The following is a 21,913-nucleotide window of genomic DNA, read 5'->3' on the forward strand; positions in this document are numbered from 1 at the left end:
CTTCATGTTCGCTCGGCTCTGTGACTCCAACGTCCGCGCCCGTCCTCGCGGTGCGGTACGGCTACGGAGAGGATGCAGCGGACGCGGCCGACTGATCCCAGCCGTGCTGGCGCAGAGAGTCCTGGACGTACCGGATGAGGTGTTCCAGGTCCGCGCAGTACACGGAGGGGTTGCGGTAGCCGCGGGCCGTGCTGAAACGGTGCGGGAGGTAGCCTCCGCCGCACACTTCCACCAGCGGGCAGCGCTGGCACTTCTCCGCGAGCGCCTCCCTGCCGTACAGCCGGTGTTGGAGCTTGGGGTGGCCGAGGGCCTCGTCGAAGGAATGCCCGAAGACGTCGAGCCCGAGCCAGGAGGCGCCCTCCTCGACGGACCGCAGGGTGTCCACGCCCTCGATGGTGCCGTCCGACTCGACGACGACGCTTGTCGGCGGGGCGAGGCCAAGCGTCTCCACCGAGCCGCGCACACCGGAGCCGAGGGCGACGATGTCCTCCAGCATCCGGACGCTGTGCCGGTGCTCGGGGCGAGCGAGCCAGGCGTCGTAGACCCGGCTCATCCACAGCCCGTACTCGGGCAGGTGCGGGTTGTCGCGGTGCGGCGGGTCGTCGTGGGTGGCGTGTGGCAGTCCGAAGTCGATGGCGGGCGGTTCGAAGGAGGCGAGGTAGTCGTGGACCTCGACCGGGTCGTTGGCCAGGTCCACCACGGCGAGCAGCCCGGCGAACAGGTGCGGTCGGGTGCGCAGCAGCTGGATGCCGCGTACGGCGGAGGCGGCACTCGACCGGGAGGAGTGGGTGAGCCGGTGCCGATCGTTCGCCGTCGGCGGTCCGTCGAGGCTCACGCCCACGGTGACCCCGAACCGTTCGAAGAGGTCGAGCCACGCCTCCGACAACAGCGTCCCGTTGGTCTGCAGCTCGAAGCGGACCTCCGTGCCCGACGGGATCTCCTCCCGCACGACGCCGAGCAAGTCCGCCATGTGCCGCGGCCCGGCGAGCAGCGGCTCGCCGCCGTGCAGGATGACGTGCACGGTGCCCAGCCCGTGCACCGCGGCGTGCTCAGCGATCCGCCGGGCAGCCGCCCGGGCCACGTCCAGGCCCATCCGGGCAGGCAGATTCCGCCACGCCTGATCCTTGGAGTTGAAGACGTAGCAGTAGTCGCAGTCGATATTGCAGCGGTTTGCGACCTTGAGGATGAACGACGCGAAGGGGGAGTGGAGTTGAGGCATCTACCGCTACGGCTCAGAACGGCCAGGGCCAGATCAGCGAGGCCGCGTGCGCGCCGTCGCCGATGCGGCTCGTCGCCGCCTGCTCCGCCGCGAGGCGCTGCCCTACACGGTGAGCGACACGGTTCAGGACCGGGTTGCTGGACGCCGTCTCCGGTGCGGAGTGCGCGACGTCGTGCGGTCCGGGGAGGCTCAGGGGCGGTGTCATTCAACACTCCTCGTGAGATACGCGACGGGGACCCGACGCGGGACGACGGCGGTAGTTGAAGCGACAGATCATTCGGCAACGTAGCAGTCCTGCGGGGCAGGACGGCATACGGATTCTGGCCACATGATCCGGTCTCCGGAGGCAAACGAGGGTATTCACCCCGCCTGCGTCACGAGAAGCTGCTCGATACTGTCGGCCGTCACGTCCAGCCCCAACCGCCGGTATACGACCACGGCTTGGCGCAGCTTCTCGACGGCATCGCCGGGGCCGTCGGTCTCCCAGACGCAGCGCCCGATGCCCTCCAGCGCCCGCGCCTCCTCCAACGGACAACGGATGATCCGGGCCAGTTCCAGCGCCTCCTCGAAGCGCTCGCGTGCGGGGGCGGACTCACCGGACGTGCGCAGCAGCTCTCCCCAGTGGTTGAGCACCTCCGCCTCGCCGCTGCGGTCACCGAGCTCACGCAGGATCTCCAGACTCCTCCCGAACGCCTCGACGGCACTGTCCCGTTCGCCGAGGACCGAGCGAGCGGCCCCCAGTTCGCCGAGCGCGGCGGCCTCGCCTCCACGGATGCCGAGATCGCGATACACCTGCAAGGCTTCCTCCAGCACCCGGACCGCGGTGGCCGCGTCCCCGGACAGACGGTCCAGCACCCCGAGATGGCGGATGCTGTTCGCGCGCCCGAACCGCTCGCCTAGCTCGACGTAGTACTCCAAAGCCTGCGTGTGGGCCTCGCGAGCGCCGTCGAGATCGCCCCTGAGCCGGCGCACCACGCCCAACTCGTTGAGGGCGTACGCCTGGTGGACCCGGTCGTCGAGCTCCACGTAGAGGTCGAACGCTTCACGGTGGCGCTGCATGGCCCGCTCGTACTCACCCATGAGGCAGTGCACGACGCCCAGATCTCGTAGGGAATTGCCTTCCCCGTACCGGTCGCCGAGCTCGCGGTAGATCGACAGGGCTTCGGACTGGGCCTCGACGGCCGCGTCGAAGTCGCTGGTCTGGCGGCGCACCATGCCGAGGTCGGCGAGGGCGTTGGCCTGTCCGAGCCGGTGGCCGACCTCGCGGTAGAGGGCGAGGGCCTCGGTCTGGGCTCGGGCGGAGGCGTCGTTGTCCGCGGTCAGGTACCAGACGATCCCGGCCTGGTTGAGGGCGTCTGCCTTGCCGCGCGGGTCGCCGACCGCGTCGTACTGCGCCACCGCCTCGTTCAGGGCCTCGGTCGCCTCGGGGTAGGCGGACATAAAGCGCCGTATGACGCCGAGTTCGGCCAGCGCGCCGGCCAGCGCCCGCTGGTCGCCGGTCTGCCGTGCGGCCTCGGCGGCGGTGCGGTGCAGACCGACGGCCTGGTCCCAGGGCCCGGCCTGCCGCAGGAAAGGGGCCATGGCCGCGGCCAGCCTGATCACCAGGTCGTACAGCGCGAGGTCGTTCGCCTGCCGGATGCAGGCCAGGACGTTGGGCCGCTCGGTCTCCAGCCAGCTCAGCGCCTCGGCACGCGACTCCATGACCAGGGTTTCTATCTGCGCCGCGTCGTCCGGCGGAGGCTGTACGCGCGCTCCGCTGCGGACGATGTGCTCGTTCGCGACGGCGAGAGCGGCAAGATAGTAGGTGCACACGCGTTGAACGGCCTGTACGTGGTCCATGCTGTCCCCTTCGTCAGCGAGACCGCGGGCGTAGTCGCGTAAGAGGTCGTGAAGCCGGTAGCGGCTGCCGGGGTGTTCGTCGATCAGGTGGGCGTCGTAGAGCGCGTCCAGCTGCTCACGAGCCACGGCCACCGAGACCTCGCCGAGCGCGGCTCCGACGTACACGTCGAGTTCTGTGCCGGGGTAGAAGCCGAGCCCCCGGAAGAAACGCTGCTGCTCGGGAGCGAGGTCTTGGTAGGAGAGATCGAACGTCGCGGCGATCGCGCGGTCACCGGCGCGCAGCTCTCCCAACCGGTGTCGGGCTGCCACCAGCCGCTCGCGTAGGTCCTCGGCGCTCCAGGACGGGTGATGTCGCAACCGCGCCGCGAGCAACGACACCCCGAGCGGCAGGTACCCGCACAGCCGAGCCAACTCCTCCAGCACGTCCCGGTCAAGCGCGTCCACCGGCCGCCCGCTGAGCCGTACGAACAGCTCGACCGCGTGATCCGGCGGCAGCGCCTGCACAGGGAGCACCACCTCCTCGTGCACGGCCAGCCGCTTGCGACTGGTCACCAGCACGAGACAGTCGCTCCCGCCCGGGAGCAGCGGCTCCAACTGCCGGTAGCTGGCCGCGTTGTCGAGGATGAGCAGGGCCTTCTTGCCCGAGAGCCGGCTGCGCCACATCGCGGCCCGCGCCTCGGTGATCGCGCTCACGTCGTCGCCGACGGGTATCTGCTGCGTCGGCACACCGGCGGCCGCGAGGAGGGAGGCGAGGGCCTCAGTGGCCTGCACTGGGTCACGGCCTGTGGTGTGCCCGTTCAGGTTCACGAAGAGCTGCCCGTCGGGGAACCGCTCGGCAAGCACATGCCCGGCGTGCACGGCGAAGGTCGTCTTCCCCACTCCCGGCATCCCGTCGATCACGTGGACCGGCAGGACCTCGCCGTTTTCCTGCGCGACATGGACCGAGCGGATCAGTGACTCCAGCTCGGCGGTGCGGTTGGTGAACGCCGTGGTGTCGCGCGGCAGGGAACGCAGGACCAGGGCAGCGCCGGGCGGACCCGACACGTCGTCTGGCCGCCCCGTGGGCTCAGAGCTTTGCCCTGATGGCCGGCGCTCGTCCAGGGCAGCAAGCAACGCCGTCAGCCCTGCTGTGACCGCCCCCAACACGACGAACGACAACCAGGGGTGCTCCTGTAACCAACCTAGCCAGGAGGGCCAACGCGACTGCTGCGACACCGCGTTCGTTACCAGTCCCACGAGGGTCGTGGTGACGGCACCGCCCGCGGCGACAGCGGCGATCGCTACGCCGCGTCGCAGTCTCATACGGCCACCGTGCCGCTGTCGGCGAACTGTAAGAGCGCAGGTGGAACAAGCCTGGACAACAAGGACCCCCGAAATCGATACCCAACCGCCCAAGCGCATCAGGCGCACGCTGAGCGGTCAAGGACGCCTCAGGCCAAGGAACGGTACCCGCTACACGGAGCGTCCTTGTGGAGTTCGTCGCTCGAAATGGAATGCTGCGGCTGCGTGCCGTCGGCGGTCACGCACATGGCCTACGAGCCTTTGGCCGCCCCACTCGACTTCCCTCGATGGCCAGCACAAACGTGAGATTCAGTTTGCAAGAGCCCTGACCGAAGAAAGTGCAGTCACCAGGGCGTGAACGGGAAGAAGGTGGACGGCCGCAAGCGGCATCTGGTGGTGGACTGCCTCGGCCTGAGCCTGGCCGTCGCGGTGACCGCGGCAAGCATCCAGGACCGCGATGCCGCCGTCCCGCTGCTCGAGCAGCTGCGGCGTCAGTACTTCTCTATCGCTCTGGTGTGGGCGGACGGCGGCTATACAGGCAGCCTGGTCGACTGGGCCCGCGAGAGGCTCCAGCTCACCGTTCAGAGCTGCTACTAATCCAGTCGAGGACGAGGACACACGCACCCCGATGGTGGAAAATGGGTCGTCCGGGACTCAGCGGGGGGAAAGACACGCGTGCACGCGCAGGAGACCACGTTCAACGAACTCGTCCAGGGCGAGAAGCAGTATCAAGTGCCGCTCTATCAGCGCACCTACAGCTGGCAGCGGGATGAGCTACGGCAACTCTGGGACGATGTCCAGGAGTTGGTCGAGGAGCACTTGGAAGGACGGCCCCCCACGGCGCACTTCCTCGGCTCCGTGGTGCTAGCCCCGGGCCGGATCACCGCCGGCGGCATGCAGCGTTGGCTCGTTGTCGACGGCCAGCAGCGGCTCACCACCCTCATGCTGGCCTTCACGGCGTTGCGCGACCGCCACCGGGAACGCGGCGCGGAGCAGAAGGCTGAGCGCATCCACGACCTCGTGCTCGTCAACAAATACCGAAGCGGCGACGACCACTACCGGCTTCTGCCCACGCAAGCGGACCGCGACGCCTTCACCGCCTGTGTCGAGAGTTCACCTAGGGCGGGCGGCCCCGGCAACGTGGGCGCCGCCTACCGGTTCTTCCTGGGCGCCCTCGCAGAAGGCGAGGAAAACGCCGGTGAGACGTGGACGGACGCGGTGGAGACCGTGCTGAGCGGTCTGCTGTCGATCGTGGAGATCACCGCGTCGGAGGGCGACAACGTCTACCGGATCTTCGAGTCGATCAACAACACCGGGGTCGGACTCAGTCAGAGCGACCTCCTGCGCAACTACCTCTTCATGTGTCTGCCGACCCGTGGCGAGTCCGTCTACCAGAATCTGTGGCTGCCCATGCAGGAGCGGCTGGGCCCCGCCAACCTAGAACTCCTCGTCTGGCTTGACCTGGTGGTGGCCGGCAACAGCCGGGCGAAGCAGAGCGAGATCTACCGGGACCAGAAGAAGCGCCTGGAGCCCCTGAGTTCTGACGAAGCGGCCCTGGAGGCCGAGATCGCCTCCCTCGCCCGCCGAGCGGAGCGTCTGATGCGGATCCTGGAACCCGAACGGGAGCCCGACCCAGAGCTGCGCGAAGTACTGGAGAGGCTCTCCCGATGGGGCGGTCAGACCCACTACCCGCTCGCACTCCATCTGCTTGACCGCGTGGACGACGGGCAAGCTACACCGCACCAGGCCGCCCGGGCACTGGTATACGCCGAGAGCTATATGGTGCGGCGCCTGTTCACCGGGCACTCCACCACGGGCAGCAACCGGGTGTTCATGGAGATGGCCAAGGAGATGGAGAAGGACGACGACCCGGCCGAGGCCGTAAGCCGCTTCCTGTCGAAGAGCAAGACGGGTGCCCGCGTCTGGCCCGACGACAACGCCGTCCGCGAGGCGATCCGCACCCGGCCCTTCTACAAGGCGGGCCGCAGCAACCAGCGGTTCCAGGTGCTGCGCAGGCTGGAGGAGAGCTACGGAGCCAGCGAACCGGTCGACTACGCCAAGGCGCACCTGACCGTCGAGCACGTGCTGCCGCAGAGACCCGCACACCAGTGGCTGGACCTGCTGGCCGAGGAGACCGAGGACGGACAGGGCCCCGAGGAACTCCACGCCCTACTGGTCCACACCCTGGGCAACCTGACCCTCTCGGCCGACAACGCGAAGCTCTCGAACCATCCGTTCCGCCGCAAACAGGAGATCCTGGACTTCAGCTCCCTGCGGATGAATCAGGAGATCGCGGGGCGGGAGCGCTGGGGCAAGGCGGAGATCCTCGATCGTGCCGCCGCACTCGCCGACCGGGTGGTACGGCTTTGGCCCGGCCCCGTCGCGGGCACGGTCCCAGTGGACGACGAGTGGTCCGGCTGGAAGGAGCTGCGGGCCGCGCTTCTCGCTATGCCGGCCGGGACGTGGACGACGTACGGCGATGTCGCGGCGCTGATCGGCACCCACGCCGTCCCGGTCGGCCAGCATCTGGCGTCCAAGGTGGGCCTGCACGGCGCCTACCGGGTGCTGACGGCGGACGGCCGCGTCTCGGCTGGCTTCAGGTGGCCGGATGGCCAGGACTTCGGTGATGTGCGAACCCGCCTGGAGGCCGAGGGAGTTTCCTTCGACGACGCGGGCCGGGCCCGCCGATCCCACCGGCTGACCACCTCCGATCTTGCGGCCCTGCTGGGCAAGGACGTCGCCGATGAGGCCGAGCCGTCACCACGGGCCGACGGCGACGAGCAGCTGTCGGCTGCCAGCCGCTTCGAAACGCAGCTGCGCGACAACCAGACCGAGGAGACCGTCGACGGCGTCCTGGACACCCTGCGCTTCTGGGAGCAGCAGGGCGGTCATCTCGCCTACGGCCGAGCGAGCGAGACCAGTTGCTTCCCCACAGTGCGTTTCGGCAACGCCCCCGCTTCCCGGGAGCTGTGGCCCCTGGCTCTCTACCCGGTGTCCGGCACCGTCGAGGTCGTATTCCAGTATCTGAAGAAGCGTCCCCCGTTCGATGACGAGCCGCTGCGGCGCGAGTTGATGAACCGCCTGAACGGGATCGATGGCATCGACCTGGCCGAGGCGAAACTGGACCTTCGCCCGTCCTTCGCGGTGGAAGTCTTCGCCGCGCACAGCGAGGAGATCTGCGCGGTGCTGGAGTGGTTCGCGCATACGGCGGCCCTGGCGGAGGCCCGCCGTATGGTGGACGAGAACCCGGGCACTCCCTGACAGCCTCCGTGCCCCCTCCAGTGGAGTGTGGGGCAACAGCACCTTGCTGGCCCCACGCACGTCACGCATGGGGCCAGCTGCCATGGCGTGCGGGACCTATGAACACTACGGGCGCGGGTTGACGACCGGCGCTAGGAACGGGCTCGGCGCCCCGTGCCAGGACACCCGCAGCGCCTCGCGCGCCCGCGTCCAGGCTTTAGGCAGCAGCCTGCCCGACGCTCCGGAAGCCTACGAGGCCAAGATCACTCGCCCCAAGGCCGCTCCACCGACCTCGCGCGCTCTTCCCTCTATCGTTGATCCATTTGCTTGCGCTGACCACCTTGCTGAAAGGGCTGTGTCTGGTGGAGAGTACTGGCAGGGGGGTGTTGTCAGTGGTGCCTGATAACTTCAGACGTCTCCCTCCAGGAGGGGCGAGTGGGGGACGGAGCCGATCATGAATGACAGCGAAGAAGAGTACTTCGCGTTTTTCTCACTAACGGGCGACCGCTTTGACGCTCCGGGGATGCCAGCTGACACTGCCCGTGAAGTTGGCAACTTCCGCGAAGCTGTCCTCAAAGTGGCGCGTGATCTGTGGCTGGAGAGCAATCCAGACCGACGCCGGTTGCCTAACGGCTTTAACGAGGCTTTTGACTTGCGCCTAATCGCCGTGACGAGCGGGAGCGCGAGGCCTAAAATGGTTCTCCATCGCCCGTCGGGGAGAATTAGTGACGCCGACTGGGATGAATGGTCGGATATTTACACAAGAGCGCGTGACGCACTAACCGACTCATTGCAGGATATTGCACGAACTCGACAAGCCCCCATGCATTTCTCAGCCGATTCAATGAGGGCAATTAGGCGAGTCGGATCCAGTCTTCAGGACTCCGAAGCGATCGTCTTGGGTGATCCACAGCAAGATTCTCGCCGAGCGACCATCGACCTCGCAGTACGGGAGATCCTTGAGGAAATCGAGGAGCTTGTACCCACACCCCAGCCGGTACAACTTGAAGGCGTAATCGTCGAATATGACGGTTCATCTCTAAGCTTTCGACTCAAGACGGCCACGGGTGTTTCCACTTGCAGGCTGGACCACGATCGCCATGATCTAGCAACAACGGCCAAAGAATTCCTGGCGACAGACGGCATCACGGCTCCTGATGTGCGCGTTGAAGGGGAGACCCCCGACGCCTCGCAGAGAAACGTATCGCTCTACAGCGTCACAGACATCACGGCCATTCGTTCGATCGAGGAGAAGGTTCTACTCTCCCAGCTTCGCAGCATCCGAGACCTTGCAGACGGATGGCTGGGGCCGGACAGCCAAGCTCCTAGCCACGCCGTTGCCAATCGAGTTGAGCGGATCATTCCCAGGCTGGCAACACTAGGGCTAGAGATCGCCATCGTCCCTAATGCCGAGGGCGCGATCCTCCTAGAGTGGCGACGCGGCGACATTGAAATGACCGCCGCCATCGAACCAGACGATCAACTGTTTTTGTGTGCGGACAATACCGTGACCGACGATCTGCAAGAGAGACAGTCAGAATTTGACGAGAGACTGCTTACGCGCTTCCTTGAGAATGGGAGTATGAAGTGAACCAGTCTTCCGAGACCTCCATTCTCCAAGACGAGAGCGAAACTCTTCTGCGACAGGTTCATCCCACGCAATACCCAAATGGGTGCCCTTCAAAAGAAGCCTTTGTTCCTTCAGAGAGGGATAAGGGATTGCTATCCACCCTACGGGAGAGAGTTGGCCCGGATGAAGCCTACCGCCGCTGGACAGAGGACCAAGGACGAATCTCGGTCGGCACCTTTGGAATAACGGTGGCAGAAATAAAGAACGAGAGCCTTACTGCCATAGATGACGCTGAAGCGACCTCTCAGCCCGATCACGCTTCTGTGGACTTCACGTCAGTCTCATCCAAGGGGCAGCGAAGGCAGATCGGCCGCAGGTTGCGAGACGCGGCTGTCGCCAGGGGCTGCTTGTTCCAGCCATGAGGTCTGACAGCGCGGGTAGCAGCATGAGAATCTAACTGCGTGACAACGTCTGCGAACAGCGGCGCACGGCGGTCATTGATCGGTGGTGTCCATCTGAGCAAGCCGCGACGGAAACCGTGATAACGAGGCATTGGGCAAGCAGTTCAGAGGGCCTTTACCGATTCGGTGAGGGCCCTCTGGCGTTGCTGCGTGTCTAACTGCGTGACTACCGCTCCGGAGCACGCTTAAAGATGCCGTCCATGACCACGGCGCCAGTCTGGATCACGGGCCGGATCTGCTTCCGGTAGACCTCCTCAGTCACGGCCGTGCCGGAGTGGCCGACGAGTCGGGAGATCTCCTCCAGGGGAACGCCTCGGTCAGAGAGCAGGGAGACGAAGCTGTGCCGGAGCTCCCGGGGTGTCCAGTCGTCAGCGTTGATGCCGTCAGCGTCCTTGAGCGCCTGGCGGAAGGCCCGCCGGACATTGGTCGCGTCGAGGGGCTTGCCGACAGCCGACGAGAAGACCAGGCCGTGTTCCTCCCACTTGTCGTCAGCGGCGAGCCGTTCCCAGCCCTGGTCTTCGAAGTGCTGCCAAAGGACCTCGACGCAACGTGTCGGCAGAGCGAGCGTTCGCCGGGACTTCCGGGTCTTCGTGTCCCCGCCGCGCCGGACCGATCGCCACACCGCGATGTGCGGAGGCTGCGGTGGATCAGCGTCCGGCCGTCCCTTCAGAAAGACGTGGGCCCAGGTGAGCGCACGGAGCTCTTCAGTGCGGGCACCGGTCAACAGGGCGACCACGACGTACGCGTGCATCGAGGTTCCGTCAGCCGCCTTCAGCACCGCCTCAGCTTGGGCGAAGGTCAGCGCCTTCGACGGCCGCCCCGGCTGGCCCTCGGGTACCTGGCACAGCTCGACTACATTGCGCTTCACTTTGTCCCGAGCCATGGCCCGCTTGAACAAACGTTCAGGCAGGAGTGGATCCCTTGCAGCGTCCTTGTGCTGAGGGTCTTGGCCTTGATGGCCAGCCAGCGATCGACGTCCTCGGCGCTGAGGTCGCGTAGCTTCCGCGCTCCGAGAGCCGGGATCACGTGCGCGAGGGTCAGCCGCAGGACGCTCGACCACCCGTAGCTCTCGTGGCCAGGTCCAGGACTGTCCAAAGACCTGGGGGGCAGCAATCGCCGTCACAGACACACGTCCAGCAGGCGGCGGATCCTACTCGTAAAGGGCGCAGATCGGCCAATAGCTAACGCTGTTTCGCCGGCGGTGCTGTTACACAGCTACCCACGACGCCTGAACAGTCTGGCATCAGGTCATCATGGAGAGTCATTGTCCCCCGCCTCGGCCATTGCATGAGCGCAGGTCTTTGGGCCAGGGCTCGGCGCCACCGCGACCCACTCGGCTGCCATCGAGACGCCTTCGTCACCCGTGGGCGGCCCGGAGGCGTGATCGGAACGCACTGAAGCTGGATCTGCGAGGTACGGCGGTGTCAGTGGCTGCCGGTACGGTTGCCATCAGTGTTAAGGACTCCGTGACGAATGTCGCGAGGCCGGCGAGCGTAGAGGGAGTGGTCGACGGTGGCGAGTGGGCGCCTGACCCTGTCGTGGGTCGGCAGGGACGAGGCCCTGCTGAACACGGCGGACGGTGGATATGAGTGGGTATCTCGCCAAGACCCCCGGATTACGGAGGTGCGCCTGCTCCGGGAGACCGGCAAGACGGGCGAGGTGACCGGAACCCCGACGGACAACCTGCTCATCCAGGGCGACAGCTACGACGCCTTGCACGCCCTGACTCGCACTCCGGAGTACAAGAAGCACTACCGGGGAAAGGTCAAGCTCGTCTACATCGACCCGCCTTTCAATACGGGCCAGGCGTTCGAGCACTACGACGACGCACTTGAGCATTCCGTGTGGCTGACGATGATGCGGGACCGCCTGCTCCTCATTCATGATCTCCTGGCTCCCGGCGGCTCTGTCTGGGTGCACTTGGACGACGCGGAGATGGCGTACTGCCGCGTACTCATGGATGAAATCTTCGGGCGAGGAAACTTCGTTGGCACCGTGGTATGGCAGAAGATTCACGCCCGGAACAACTCCGCCCAACATTTGTCCGCGGTCCACGACTACCTGCTCGTCTATGCCCGTTCCAAGAGTGATCTCGTACTCAACCGGATCGATCGCACTGAGCTGAGCGACCAGGAATTCTGGAATCCGGACAATGATCCTCGCGGACCGTGGCGCAGGTCGGACCTCACCGCGTCGCACGCTTATGAAGACGGCCGTTACGAAGTGGTCGGGCCGCATGGCGATGTGTTCGCTCCACGAGGAAACCGCTGGTGGTCGTGTTCGAAGGAAACATTCGAAACACTGAGGCAGGACAATCGCCTTTGGTGGGGAAAGACCGGGCGTACCTTCCCCTTCCGAAAGAGGTTCCAGTCGGAGCTGGGCGGTCTGGTGCCCACCACGTTTTGGACCCACGACGAAGTTGGGGACAACCGCCAGGCCAAGGGTGAGGTGACTCGCCTGTTCGACCGTTCGCGGATCTTCTCCACTCCGAAGCCTGAAGCGCTGCTGAAGCGAGTGATCCAGATCGCCAGCGACCCGGGAGACGTTGTCGTCGACGTGTTCGCCGGCTCCGGCACCACGGCAGCAGTCGCGCACAAAATGGGGCGCCGTTGGGTCACCGCCGAGCTTCTCGCGGAGACAGCAGACACCTTCACCCGACCGCGATTGGAGAAGGTCGTCTCTGGCGACGACCCCGGAGGAGTGACGAAGACCGTCGGCTGGGCAGGCGGAGGCGGCTTCCGGAGTCTGCAGGTGGCCCCGCCCGCATTCGAAATCGCCCTTGGTCGGGCCTTCCTCGCCGACTGGGTCCACGGGGAAGACTTCGCAGCGATGGTGGCTGCCCAACTGGGCTTCACGTTCGATGGGGTGAACAGCGGACCGTTCTGCGGGAGCCGAGGCCGGACCCGCTTGGCCGTGGTGGATGGTGTGGTGGACGACGTCGTGGCCCGAGGCATTCTCGGACAGCTGGACGAAGGAGAGCGCGCAGTGGTCGTGGGCAAGGGAGTTACTCCCGAGGCCGAAAGTCTCGTTTCGGACCTGAGCCGTGGGTCCAAGGTACTGAAGGCCCCCCGTGACCTGGTGCGTCGTGGGAAGGTCGTGCGATGACGTGGATCAGTTATGACGCCGGGCTCGTGGACGACATCGCCGCGAGGCTCGACCTTCGGACGCCCAACGCCGGAGCCATCCGTGCGGTCGCCGAGGCGATCGCGGATGGGGACGGCCGTGAGGTCGTCTGCGACCTGGCAACAGGCGTGGGCAAGACCTACATCCTCGCCGGGCTGGTGGACTATCTGGCCTCGCAGGGGGTTCGCAACATCCTGGTGGTCACGCCGGGGACAACCATCCAGGACAAGACGCTCGCCAACTTCACTCCAGGGCACCCGAAGTACGTACCTGGCGGTGAAATCGAGCCGCTGGTGATTACCACTGAGAACTTCGCCCGCGGGCAAGTGGGCGACGCCCTGCACGACGACACCGTCACAAAGTTGTTCGTCTTCAACGTGCAGCAACTGATCCGACCCAGCGACAAGACCTCCCGTCGCGTCCGCGCGCAGGACGAATTCATCGGCACTGGCCTGTACCAGCATCTCCAGCAGGTCGACGACCTCGTCGTGATCGCTGACGAGCATCACGTCTACAACGCCAAGGCCAAAGCGTTCAGCAACGCGATCGAGGATCTCGGGGCCCGGGCTGTGATCGGCCTCACCGCGACCCCCGCACCCGGCGTCGAGCCGATCTTCCGGTACTCGCTGGCCGAAGCCATCGCCGACGGCTACGTGAAGATTCCCGTGATCGTCTATCGCCCCGACGGGCGCAAGGACGAGCAGACGGTACTGGCAGATGCCTGCCACCTGTTGCGGATAAAGGACGCCGCGTGGACCGCATGGGCGGAGAGCCAGGAGGAAGCTCCTGTCCACCCCGTGCTGTTCGTGGTGTGTCGCGACATCTCGGACGCCGATCGGGTCGCGAACCGGCTGACCGCCGAGGACATGTTTCCTGGCGAGGGACAGGTTCTCACCATCACCTCGCAATCCAGCGACGTCGCGCTGCGGGCGCTGGCCGCGGTGGAGGAACCCGACTCGCCTGTGCGTGTCGTGGTGTCGGTGAACAAGCTGAAGGAGGGCTGGGACGTCAAGAACATCGGCGTCATCGTCGGTCTTCGGGCCCTCGCTTCGGAGACCCTGACGGAGCAGGTTCTCGGCCGTGGCCTGCGACTGCCTTACGGGCGTCGGGTCGGCACGCCGATGGTCGACTCCGTCGACTTGGTCGCCCACGAGTCCTACCGGCAGCTGCTGGCTAACAAGGAGGCATTGCTCCAGAAGGTCCTGCCCGTCGGCGGCGGCGAAATCGACGATGATCGTCCCCGGCCTGCCGCCCCTACAGCAGGTCAGCCAGGCGGCGAGGGACAACAAACACAGCAGGACATGCTGAACTTCACCTCCAGTCCCCGCATCATCGGCGACGACTTGGTGGACGGCTCACTGCTGCTGCAGGTCGAGTCGATGGATGATGCACTCGCCCAGGGCGAACGTGATAAGAGGGCCGTCGCCACGCTTCGTGCCAAAGTGCCCGGCGCACCAACGATCCGCTTCCCTCGGCGTGAGCGAGAAGTCCTGCCGGTTAAGTTCTCGTTCAGCTATATCGATAACTCGTCTGCCCGAGCAGAGGGCGCCGCCTACGCACAAGAGTTCAAGGTCACGCTCGCCCGTCTGGAGGCGGATCCTCAGCGCCGCATGGACGGAACACTTGGAGTGCACTGGAAGGCCACCGAATCGGTGGATGCAACACAGAAGCACATTCCGATTTCCGAGCTACGAAGTGACCTTTTTGACCGGATCTGGAACAGCGGTTATGTGGATGAGAACTTGGCGGAGGTTCGGGCCGCCGAGCGGGTCGTGCGCGAGTTCCTAGCTGGTGCAGGCGTCAGCGCAGAAGACCAAGACCACCAGTGGGGAGAACTGCGGGCCACCCAGGCCGCCACCGCCCTCGGCAAACTTGTCGAAGCCGCCTACAACAACCGTAAGCTCCAGCCCAGTTTCGCCTTCCGGCCGGTCGACGTGCCGACCGTTCCGCCGCCGCCCATGCCGTCGAACGTCGTGAGTAAATGGGCGACGTTCCGCAAAGACCTCTGGTACGCGGACTGGGAGCATTCCATCGAACCGGTCGCCTCCTTCGATGCCCGCAGTACCGAGTACACGCTGGCACACCTATTCGATGGAAGCCCTAGCGTCCAGTGGTGGTTGCGTAATTACGATCCGGGCCCCATCTGGATAGAGCGAGACAACGGGAAGAAGTATTACCCGGACTTCATTGTCCTGGACACACAGGGCACTTATTGGGTCGTGGAAGGGAAAGCCAACGACCGGGCCAACGACCCCGAGGTACAAGACAAGAAACGAGCCGCCGAAGACTGGGCTCGCTTCGTCCGCGACTTCGAAGAGTTTGGCACGTGGCGGTACATTTTCGCGACGGAAAGCATCATCAAGAACGCCCAGAATTCTTGGGAATCGCTCCTCGCACTCGCCAAACCCGAGTAGAGCCTAATTTCTCTGACTCACACATGCGGGGCTTTCCGCTTCGGACGGCCCCGCCGCTATATCCCGATTGCCGATGCACAGAGCGGAACAAGTGGCACCAGAAGTACCAGATAACCGCAGGCCCCGTCCGAGCATTCCGCCGCCGCTCGCGATCACAGGCTGGTCACCGAACTGATGTGCAAGCTCGACGACGCACGCTGACTACTCCCCGATGGGGGCCAACTCGCGCCCCACCGCCTTGACCAGGCAAAACAGCAACCCACCCGTTCAAGTCCCGCCACCCCGACAGCCCGTCTGATCCACTCACCTGTCAGGAATCGACGGTCGAATCGCGTCCGAGCCAGTGCTTCAGCGGAGTGACGGCCGGTTGTGTGATCTGGAGGCGCCTTTGCCTGGTCGGGTCGATCGAGGTCAGACAGACAAGTCGCCGGCCGTCAGCTGCTTCGAGTTTGGACAGGGCATGAGAAAGAGCCGCGCACACCGTGGCGATCGCCGTGCCCAGGCCCACCAAGCCGCCGTGCTTGTTGTTCCGGCGGTACTCGATGCGGTGCAGGCCCGATGTTGAGATGGCCGCCATTTCGGGCGGCCGGCTGAGCTGCTCGGTGTCGTTGGTGATGACGACATTGAAGCCCTTCGGCCTTGGCTCTGGCGTACAGCTCGATGTCCTTCGTGCCCGTCCAACCCTTGAGATCGAGCAGTCGAGGTGGCCCAGGCGATCGATCAGGAGGACCTGTATGGTCCAATGCGCATCGTGCGGAGTGCGCGGCCATCCTTGTCGAGCGGCCTTGGCTCGGGGCAGGAGGGTCCACGAGTCGAATAGATCAGGCCAACATCGCTGAGCATCGGCCATGACGTCATCGCCGTCGATTGCACTTCTCACCTGGAGATTAAGAGCCTTGCCGCCGGGCGTATCCCGCCATGGCACACGCGAATGAGTTCCCGTCCGCGGCAAGACCCTGGTTATCCCCGTGATCCGTGGGCAGGATGATCGGCCTCAGGGGCGGGGTTTCGGGGGAGGTGGCGTATGTCCCTGCTGCCTTGGCGTGTTCCGTCGGCAGATGGAGCGTCCATAAATGGCAGGAAGAAGTCCGGCTCGTCGGAGTTCTTCCCCGGCGTTCCTGTGGAAGCCGCCTCGGACCACTTGCCTTCTGCCGACGGCTCTGGGCCATGGCGCACCACCTACGCCGAGCGCAACCCCGTACCCGCCACGAACCGGGTGACGCGGCACTTGGCCGGTGGCGTACACGAGCGCGTCAACCGAATCGGTCAGGCACGCGACCTGATGGGACGTTGGCAGGATCGCACCCTGGGGCGGCCCGAGCGGGACATCCGGCAGCTGAGCCCGCTTGCCGGAGAAACGCTTGCCAAGTGGGTGCTGGACAACGTACTCAATGCGCGGAAGCGGCCAGCTCCTTCGTTCGGTTTCGGTCTCGCCCCGGTCCTGACACACAGCGTCGCCGCCCATCGCCTGCGTCGGATTCGCGGCCTCGTCCTCGCAGGCGTCGCGGGCCTGATCGCGACTCGCCATCCATGGGGAACAGGGACGCTTGCGATAGCGGCACTTCTGTACCAGTTCCTCTTCGCCACCGGCGGTCTTCGTTCGCTGCTGCGCTGGGGTGTCAGCTCCCTGGTGCCGATGATCCTGCTAGCCGCCGGTATCTTCGGCGCCTGGACTCAATTACGGCCCCACTTGGCCGCTCTCAAGTTCGCGGCGCAGGATGCCGTTTCCTCCGCCGTATGGCTCACCCTGTTGATCACCATCGTCTACACGCTGGACCGCTGGATCTCCTTGGCCTACCTGGCATCCCTTGGGCCATGGCGGGAGCACATCGCCGAGCGCCCACACTTCGCGCCGCGTTCGGCGGCCAGGATCGCCGACTGCGAGATCACCGAGTTGTGGCAGAGCACTCCCTACCGGAAGCAGGCTCGAATCGACCGATTCGTGGGAGCCGGCCTCGACGCCTGGCGCAAAGGTGCAACCCGCATCCAGCTCACGGCCGCCCGCCGCGGCACCGACGAGGCAAGCGATCAGGACACGGGGCCTGACACCCAGGATGCTGTGGAACCCGCCGCGTCGCCCGAACCGGATGCTGACGGCATCCGCATGTTCGAGGCCGACGAGCTGCTCGACAAGGTCCGCGACGAGCTGCAGGCTCTCAGCGGTGTCCTCGTGGAGACGCACGCCCTTCCAAACTGCGATGTATTCGAGACGCTCGCCGTACCGCAGGCCCGGTGGAAGGACCTGACGCGTACGCCGGACCGGCTCGACAACCGTGCAGAGAAATACAGCTCAGCAGCAGGCGTCCAGGACGATCCCGAGCGCCCCCCGTGGCCGGAAGCGCAGGAGATGATCGCCGAAGGCAGGAAGGCCCCCTCCGGGCATCCTTCGCGCCGATACATCGCAGCCCAAGTCGTGGACTGGGAAGGCGACATCGTCGTCACGGTATTCGCCCACGCCGCGTTGGAAGGCAAGACCCTGCACTTCGTGACCCGGCCGCACGTCCTGGCCCCTCTTAGGCCCGAGGCCCGAGCCGAGTCCGCGAAGGGCTGGAAACTCGCCGGCAGGGTCGGGCTCGCGCCCGCTCACGCCCTCGGGGACACAGCCGCCCTGGCACTCAGGTCGTACGGCATCCTCATACGAGTCCTGGCCACCCTCCTGCCCCGCGCACTCGGCCAGGCCGTGCGCCAGCAGGTGGCAACGGCGCTGGACCAACCCAAGAAGGACGACCCCAACCCGGTCAGCCTGCGCGAGCACTGCTCTCTCGTCGAACCTGAGGACATGCACCAGTCCGAGGACGCGGCCCGGCACATATCGATCCTCCAGTCACGGATGTTCAGCACCGTCAGCGCGTTCCTCGACGATCACGGCGTGGCCACCGGCGAGTTCAGACGCCAGGCAGACCAGGTCACGCAGTTCTTCATCAGCGGTGACCACGCCCAGGTCAACACCGGGACCGTGCACGGCGACCAGTCACAGACCCACCAGTCCGATGGAGCGAAGGCGGAAGGATGACCATGGCAACCTGGCGAGGGCGACAGGACCCGGGCGGCAGCGGAATGCACATCACCGGCAGCGGGAACCAGGTCAACACCGGCCGGATCGGCGGAGACCAGCGGCAGATCCACATCAGCGGCAACACCGCGGACGCCGCCCATCTCCTCACCGCACAGACGAAAATGGCCGAGCTCAACACTGCCTTGGATGAACACGCGGCCGAACTCAGCAACCCCGATCTCGCCCGTCGAACGGCAACCCGTATCGACGAGGAATTGCACAGCCCGAGCCCTGACAGGCGCCGTATCACCGAGAACCTGGAAGACCTCAGCTTGGCCGTGGGCTCGGTGGCCTCCGTCATCACGATCGTGCAGGGACTCACCGCCGCAGTGGCAGCGCTACACGGCTGAGGATTCCCGCACGTACTGGCCCCTGGGAGCCATTTGGGAGCCAACCCGCTCCCCCAGCCCCTTCCGGACCACCCGAGACCACCCCACCCCAACTCCCTGACCAGGCAAAACAGCAACCTAGCCGATGTCGATCTTGCCCGGGCCTCATTCGGGACGAAGAGGTCGTGGGTTCAAATCCCGCCACCCCGACAGCCGAAATACCAGGTCAGGGCCGGTTTTCCTTCAGGGAAACCGGCCCTGACTCGTTCCACGGGGCCCCTGGGGAGTGGATCAAGGAAATCGACTCCCCGAACGTCACCCCTGGCGCGCGCTCAGCAGTTCATCGAGGCGCGCACCGGCGACCGCGGATGCATGGCAGACCGTGCCGTCAACGCCTCCGGACGATCTCTACCTTCGCGAACTGGTGCCGGCGGATCAGGAATCGGTCCGGTGGATTCGGGCTGAACCGCAGGGCGTCGAGCCGTAGACTTCGGCAGTCAACGCCGAGGAGGTCCGGCCGTTGCACGCGCCCGCGGGGAGGAAATCGCATGCAGGGCCCTTCGGACTCGATGGAGATGGCGGAGCCTGAGGACAACGGCCGGAGCGATACCGCCGACTCACCTGCTGTGGACGATCCGATGTCCAGCTCGGACATCGGCTCGACGACGGCGTCCACGGTCCTGGTGGAGGTACTCCCGGGGGTGGCTGTCGTCGCCGGTGAGGTCCCGCCGGAGCTGAAGCCCGATCTGATCGACTTCGGGATCGTGCCCGCTGCCGACCGCAAGCAGATCTCAGCGATCCTCGCCTCGGTCGGGAACGCGGCGTCCGTGGTCGGCAATCTCGGAAACGCGTTCGCCAGCGTGCAGGGGCTCTACAGGATCGACGCCACGTCACAGGCCCTGCTGAACAGCGGCGCGACGCTCGCCGTCAAGGACGGCGGGAACCTCGGAACGGTGATGGTTCCTGGCCGCATCCTGCGTCAGGTCCGCCTCTACTCCGCGAATGCGGTGAGCAAGGCGCAGACCGCGGCCTCGATCGGGCCGGCGCTGGCCATGGTCGGCCTCCAGATGATGCTGAGTGAGGTCTCGGGCCTCGTCAGAACCAACCTCGCGGTGACAAGTCAGGTCCTCACCAGCATCCGCAAGGAGCAGTGGGCCGAACTGGCGGGGCTCGTGGCCGCCATCGATCGCGCGGTCGACCAGGCGCGGGAGATCGAATCGGTCCCGATGTCCTTGTGGGAGGACGTGGCGGGCAGTGGAGCGCTGCTGCAGAAGCAACTCGAGCTCTATCAGGGGCACGTCCGCGACCACGTCAGGCAGATCGATCGGGCCGAAGCACGCAGCCACCGTGAGTATCTGCAGTCGAACGCCGAGGCTATCGCCTTCGACGCCTACGCCCTCCTGTCCTCCCTCAAGGCATGGACCGGGTATCACGCGCTGCGCGCCGCGAGGGCGAGAGCCGCTGGACGCGAAGACGCCGCCGAGGCGCAGTACGCCGAGGTCATCGCACGCGACACCCGCGCGGAGTTCGACTCCGTTCTCGCCGAGACGACGAAGCTCGTCGACGAGCTGACGCGGGAGTTGCGGATCACGGCCGAGCTCCCCGGACCCGACGCATGGCCGCTGCTGGGGAAGCGGAAGGACGTGAAGGCAGCCCGCGAAATCTCCGCCCGCCTTCTGGAAGCGATCGAGCCTCTTGCCGATGCTCTCCGTCCGCCGGCCTCTCCGCTCGAGGCCCCGGGCGTCGTCTGCGCACCCGAATCGCTGGGCCTCGAGCCGTACCTTCGCATCCTGCAATGGCTCCTCGAGGACGGTGAGAACCTACGTGTCCTCGGCTTCCCCGACCAGCTCGATGGCGACGATCCAATTTCTGCGATTCTCGGCGGAGCGAAGGAGATGCTGGCGGCAGCGATGGACAAGGCTGCGGTAAAGACACTCGTCGCCGTCACGGATCGCCGCATCATCATGGCGAAGACGAACTCATTCCTTGAGCAGGGCGAGGTCCTTCAAGACATCCCGCTCGACCAAGTGCGATACGTCAGGGCAGCGACCTCCCAGGACAGGAGCGCGCGCCTCGCGATCGACCTCATCACCCGCGACGAGAACATCCGGTGGCTCTTCCACGCTGACATCGCCAACACTCAAGTGGACGCGCTCGCCGCCGTGCTTGCCGAGTCGATGACGATCCCGGACGCTGAACGCGAGGAGCTTCAACGGCGGCGCTACGCCTCCATCGAGGCCGGCGAGAAGAACGAGAGTCCTGGCACGAGGTCTACGAGCCCGAAGGGATCCGAGGCCACGAACTGTGATGCCGAGTAGAACCCAAGCCGCTCCAGAGGACTCGGCCAGGTACCCGACCGTCGCCCGGGTCTCTACTCCGGTCACTTCGGAGTAGAGACGCACCCGCTGCCCCTTGGGGACCAGGCCCTTGTGATGCTCCTTTCATCGCCCTGTCCGCCGCCGCCGTGGCGGTGACCGGGTGCTCGTCCGCCGACGGCCCGCGCAGGGCGCATCGGAGCCCCGGGTCTCCGCCGATCTGGCGCACTCGCTCGACGCGTACGAAGCCACCCCCGAGGAGCGAGTGTTGTCGGCAGGGACCGGCTAGGTTCGACTACCGGTCGCCGCAGTGGTCCGGGGCAGCGAAGGACTCTCCGGAACAGCCGTATCCAGGGGGCCGCGGTCCCAAAGACGGCCGTTGTGGGACCGCCGGTCTACGGCCCGACGAGTTGCCGAAGAGCCAGCAGGAAGCGGGCCGCGAGAGCGGCGGCGGGCCGGAGCACGCCGAGACCTTGGACCTGGCCAGGCGCAACTGCGCGATGGGCTACGGCCTGGTCCTGCCGCGCCGGTGCCGCACGACCGCGACCCCCGCGAGTGCCAGTACGGCGACGCCGGCGCCGGTGGTGGTGGCCACCGTGGTGGTGTTCGTCGCGGACGACCTGGAGGCCTGGGGGCAGTACGAGCCGCCCCCGGCGACGGTGATGGTCGTATGCGTCTGCTTGGTGGTGAGCCCGTTGTGGTGGGCGGCGATGTCGACGGGGTAGCTGCCCGGCTCGATCCCGCAGCGGAGCCTGCCTTCGCCCTGGCCGAAGCTGTTCTTCTGCAGGGTCACCTCCACCGGGTGTCGGAATGCCGGGGAGGTCACCGCGAAGCTGCCGTTCTCGTCGGCGGCCAGGGACGTCAGGTCGACTCCTGAGGTGACCTCGACGGGCGCGCCCGGCCTCAGCGGCCCGTCGGGGGTGCTGTCGCTGCCCGTGGGGGCGAGGCTGACGGCGAGACCCGGGTCCTCGGCTGCGTGGGCGCCGGGTGCGGCTGCGAGACCGAGGGCGGCCGCGGTGCACAGGATGCCGGCCATGCGTAGGTGCATCCGTGTACCTCGCCTTCCT

General features: G+C 66.0%; 12 protein-coding genes and 2 pseudogenes. 8 read left to right on the forward strand and 6 right to left on the reverse strand.

The genetic code is table 11. The features are described 5' to 3' along the window. Positions 1-61 precede the first annotated feature (61 nt). The 3 genes from ACWCRD_RS04820 to haaT form a co-directional block, all read right to left on the reverse strand. Positions 62-1,219, reverse strand: coding sequence for an FxsB family cyclophane-forming radical SAM/SPASM peptide maturase (locus ACWCRD_RS04820; RefSeq protein ID WP_450964530.1), 1,158 nt, complete (start codon positions 1,217-1,219; stop codon positions 62-64). A gap of 13 nt (positions 1,220-1,232) precedes the next feature. Then, positions 1,233-1,424 carry a HaaA family cyclophane-containing RiPP peptide gene (haaA, locus tag ACWCRD_RS04825; protein ID WP_450964531.1) on the reverse strand — a complete coding sequence of 64 codons (192 nt, stop codon included), beginning with the start codon at positions 1,422-1,424 and terminating at the stop codon, positions 1,233-1,235. 155 nt (positions 1,425-1,579) lie between these two features. Then, complete coding sequence (gene haaT / locus ACWCRD_RS04830; protein WP_450964532.1) at positions 1,580-4,360, reverse strand: cyclophane-containing RiPP biosynthesis TPR protein HaaT; 2,781 nt, start codon at positions 4,358-4,360, stop codon at positions 1,580-1,582. 339 nt (positions 4,361-4,699) lie between these two features. Here haaT and ACWCRD_RS04835 point away from each other — a divergent pair. The 3 genes and pseudogenes from ACWCRD_RS04835 to ACWCRD_RS04845 all read left to right on the forward strand — a co-directional run. After that, a pseudogene (locus ACWCRD_RS04835) lies at positions 4,700-4,924 on the forward strand (transposase); the annotation flags it as partial. A gap of 90 nt (positions 4,925-5,014) precedes the next feature. Further along, positions 5,015-7,600 carry a GmrSD restriction endonuclease domain-containing protein gene (locus ACWCRD_RS04840; protein WP_450964533.1) on the forward strand — a complete coding sequence of 862 codons (2,586 nt, stop codon included), beginning with the start codon at positions 5,015-5,017 and terminating at the stop codon, positions 7,598-7,600. A gap of 433 nt (positions 7,601-8,033) precedes the next feature. Beyond that, complete coding sequence (locus tag ACWCRD_RS04845) at positions 8,034-9,170, forward strand: hypothetical protein (protein ID WP_450964534.1); 1,137 nt, start codon at positions 8,034-8,036, stop codon at positions 9,168-9,170. 606 nt (positions 9,171-9,776) lie between these two features. On the opposite strand, the pseudogene ACWCRD_RS04850 reads toward ACWCRD_RS04845, so the two are convergent. Continuing rightward, positions 9,777-10,651: pseudogene (locus tag ACWCRD_RS04850) on the reverse strand (tyrosine-type recombinase/integrase); the annotation flags it as partial. 471 nt (positions 10,652-11,122) lie between these two features. Here ACWCRD_RS04850 and ACWCRD_RS04855 point away from each other — a divergent pair. Continuing rightward, on the forward strand, positions 11,123-12,715 hold the full coding sequence (locus tag ACWCRD_RS04855) for a site-specific DNA-methyltransferase (protein ID WP_450964535.1): 1,593 nt from the start codon (positions 11,123-11,125) through the stop codon (positions 12,713-12,715). Then, positions 12,712-15,147, forward strand: coding sequence for a DEAD/DEAH box helicase (locus ACWCRD_RS04860; RefSeq protein ID WP_450964536.1), 2,436 nt, complete (start codon positions 12,712-12,714; stop codon positions 15,145-15,147). Before ACWCRD_RS04855 ends, ACWCRD_RS04860 begins: the two co-directional genes overlap by 4 nt. A gap of 310 nt (positions 15,148-15,457) precedes the next feature. Here the strand turns inward: ACWCRD_RS04860 and ACWCRD_RS04865 are convergent, their stop codons facing one another. After that, entirely contained in the window at positions 15,458-16,027 is a 570-nt protein-coding gene (locus ACWCRD_RS04865) for a hypothetical protein (RefSeq protein WP_450964537.1), read from the reverse strand. Between the two features lie 144 nt (positions 16,028-16,171). On the opposite strand from ACWCRD_RS04865, the gene ACWCRD_RS04870 reads away from it, so the two are divergent. The 3 genes from ACWCRD_RS04870 to ACWCRD_RS04880 all read left to right on the forward strand — a co-directional run bounded on the left by ACWCRD_RS04870 (position 16,172) and on the right by ACWCRD_RS04880 (position 20,849). Continuing rightward, positions 16,172-18,160, forward strand: a complete 1,989-nt coding sequence (locus ACWCRD_RS04870) for a hypothetical protein (RefSeq protein WP_450964538.1) — start codon at positions 16,172-16,174, stop codon at positions 18,158-18,160. A gap of 44 nt (positions 18,161-18,204) precedes the next feature. After that, on the forward strand, positions 18,205-18,552 hold the full coding sequence (locus ACWCRD_RS04875) for a hypothetical protein (protein WP_450964539.1): 348 nt from the start codon (positions 18,205-18,207) through the stop codon (positions 18,550-18,552). A gap of 527 nt (positions 18,553-19,079) precedes the next feature. After that, positions 19,080-20,849 (forward strand): hypothetical protein, encoded by a 1,770-nt coding sequence (locus ACWCRD_RS04880; protein ID WP_450964540.1) that lies wholly within the window; start codon positions 19,080-19,082, stop codon positions 20,847-20,849. 502 nt (positions 20,850-21,351) lie between these two features. Here the strand turns inward: ACWCRD_RS04880 and ACWCRD_RS04885 are convergent. Beyond that, on the reverse strand, positions 21,352-21,882 hold the full coding sequence (locus ACWCRD_RS04885; RefSeq protein WP_450964541.1) for a hypothetical protein: 531 nt from the start codon (positions 21,880-21,882) through the stop codon (positions 21,352-21,354). Positions 21,883-21,913: the final 31 nt, after the last annotated feature.

It is taken from the genome of Streptomyces sp. NPDC002092 (assembly GCF_053593775.1).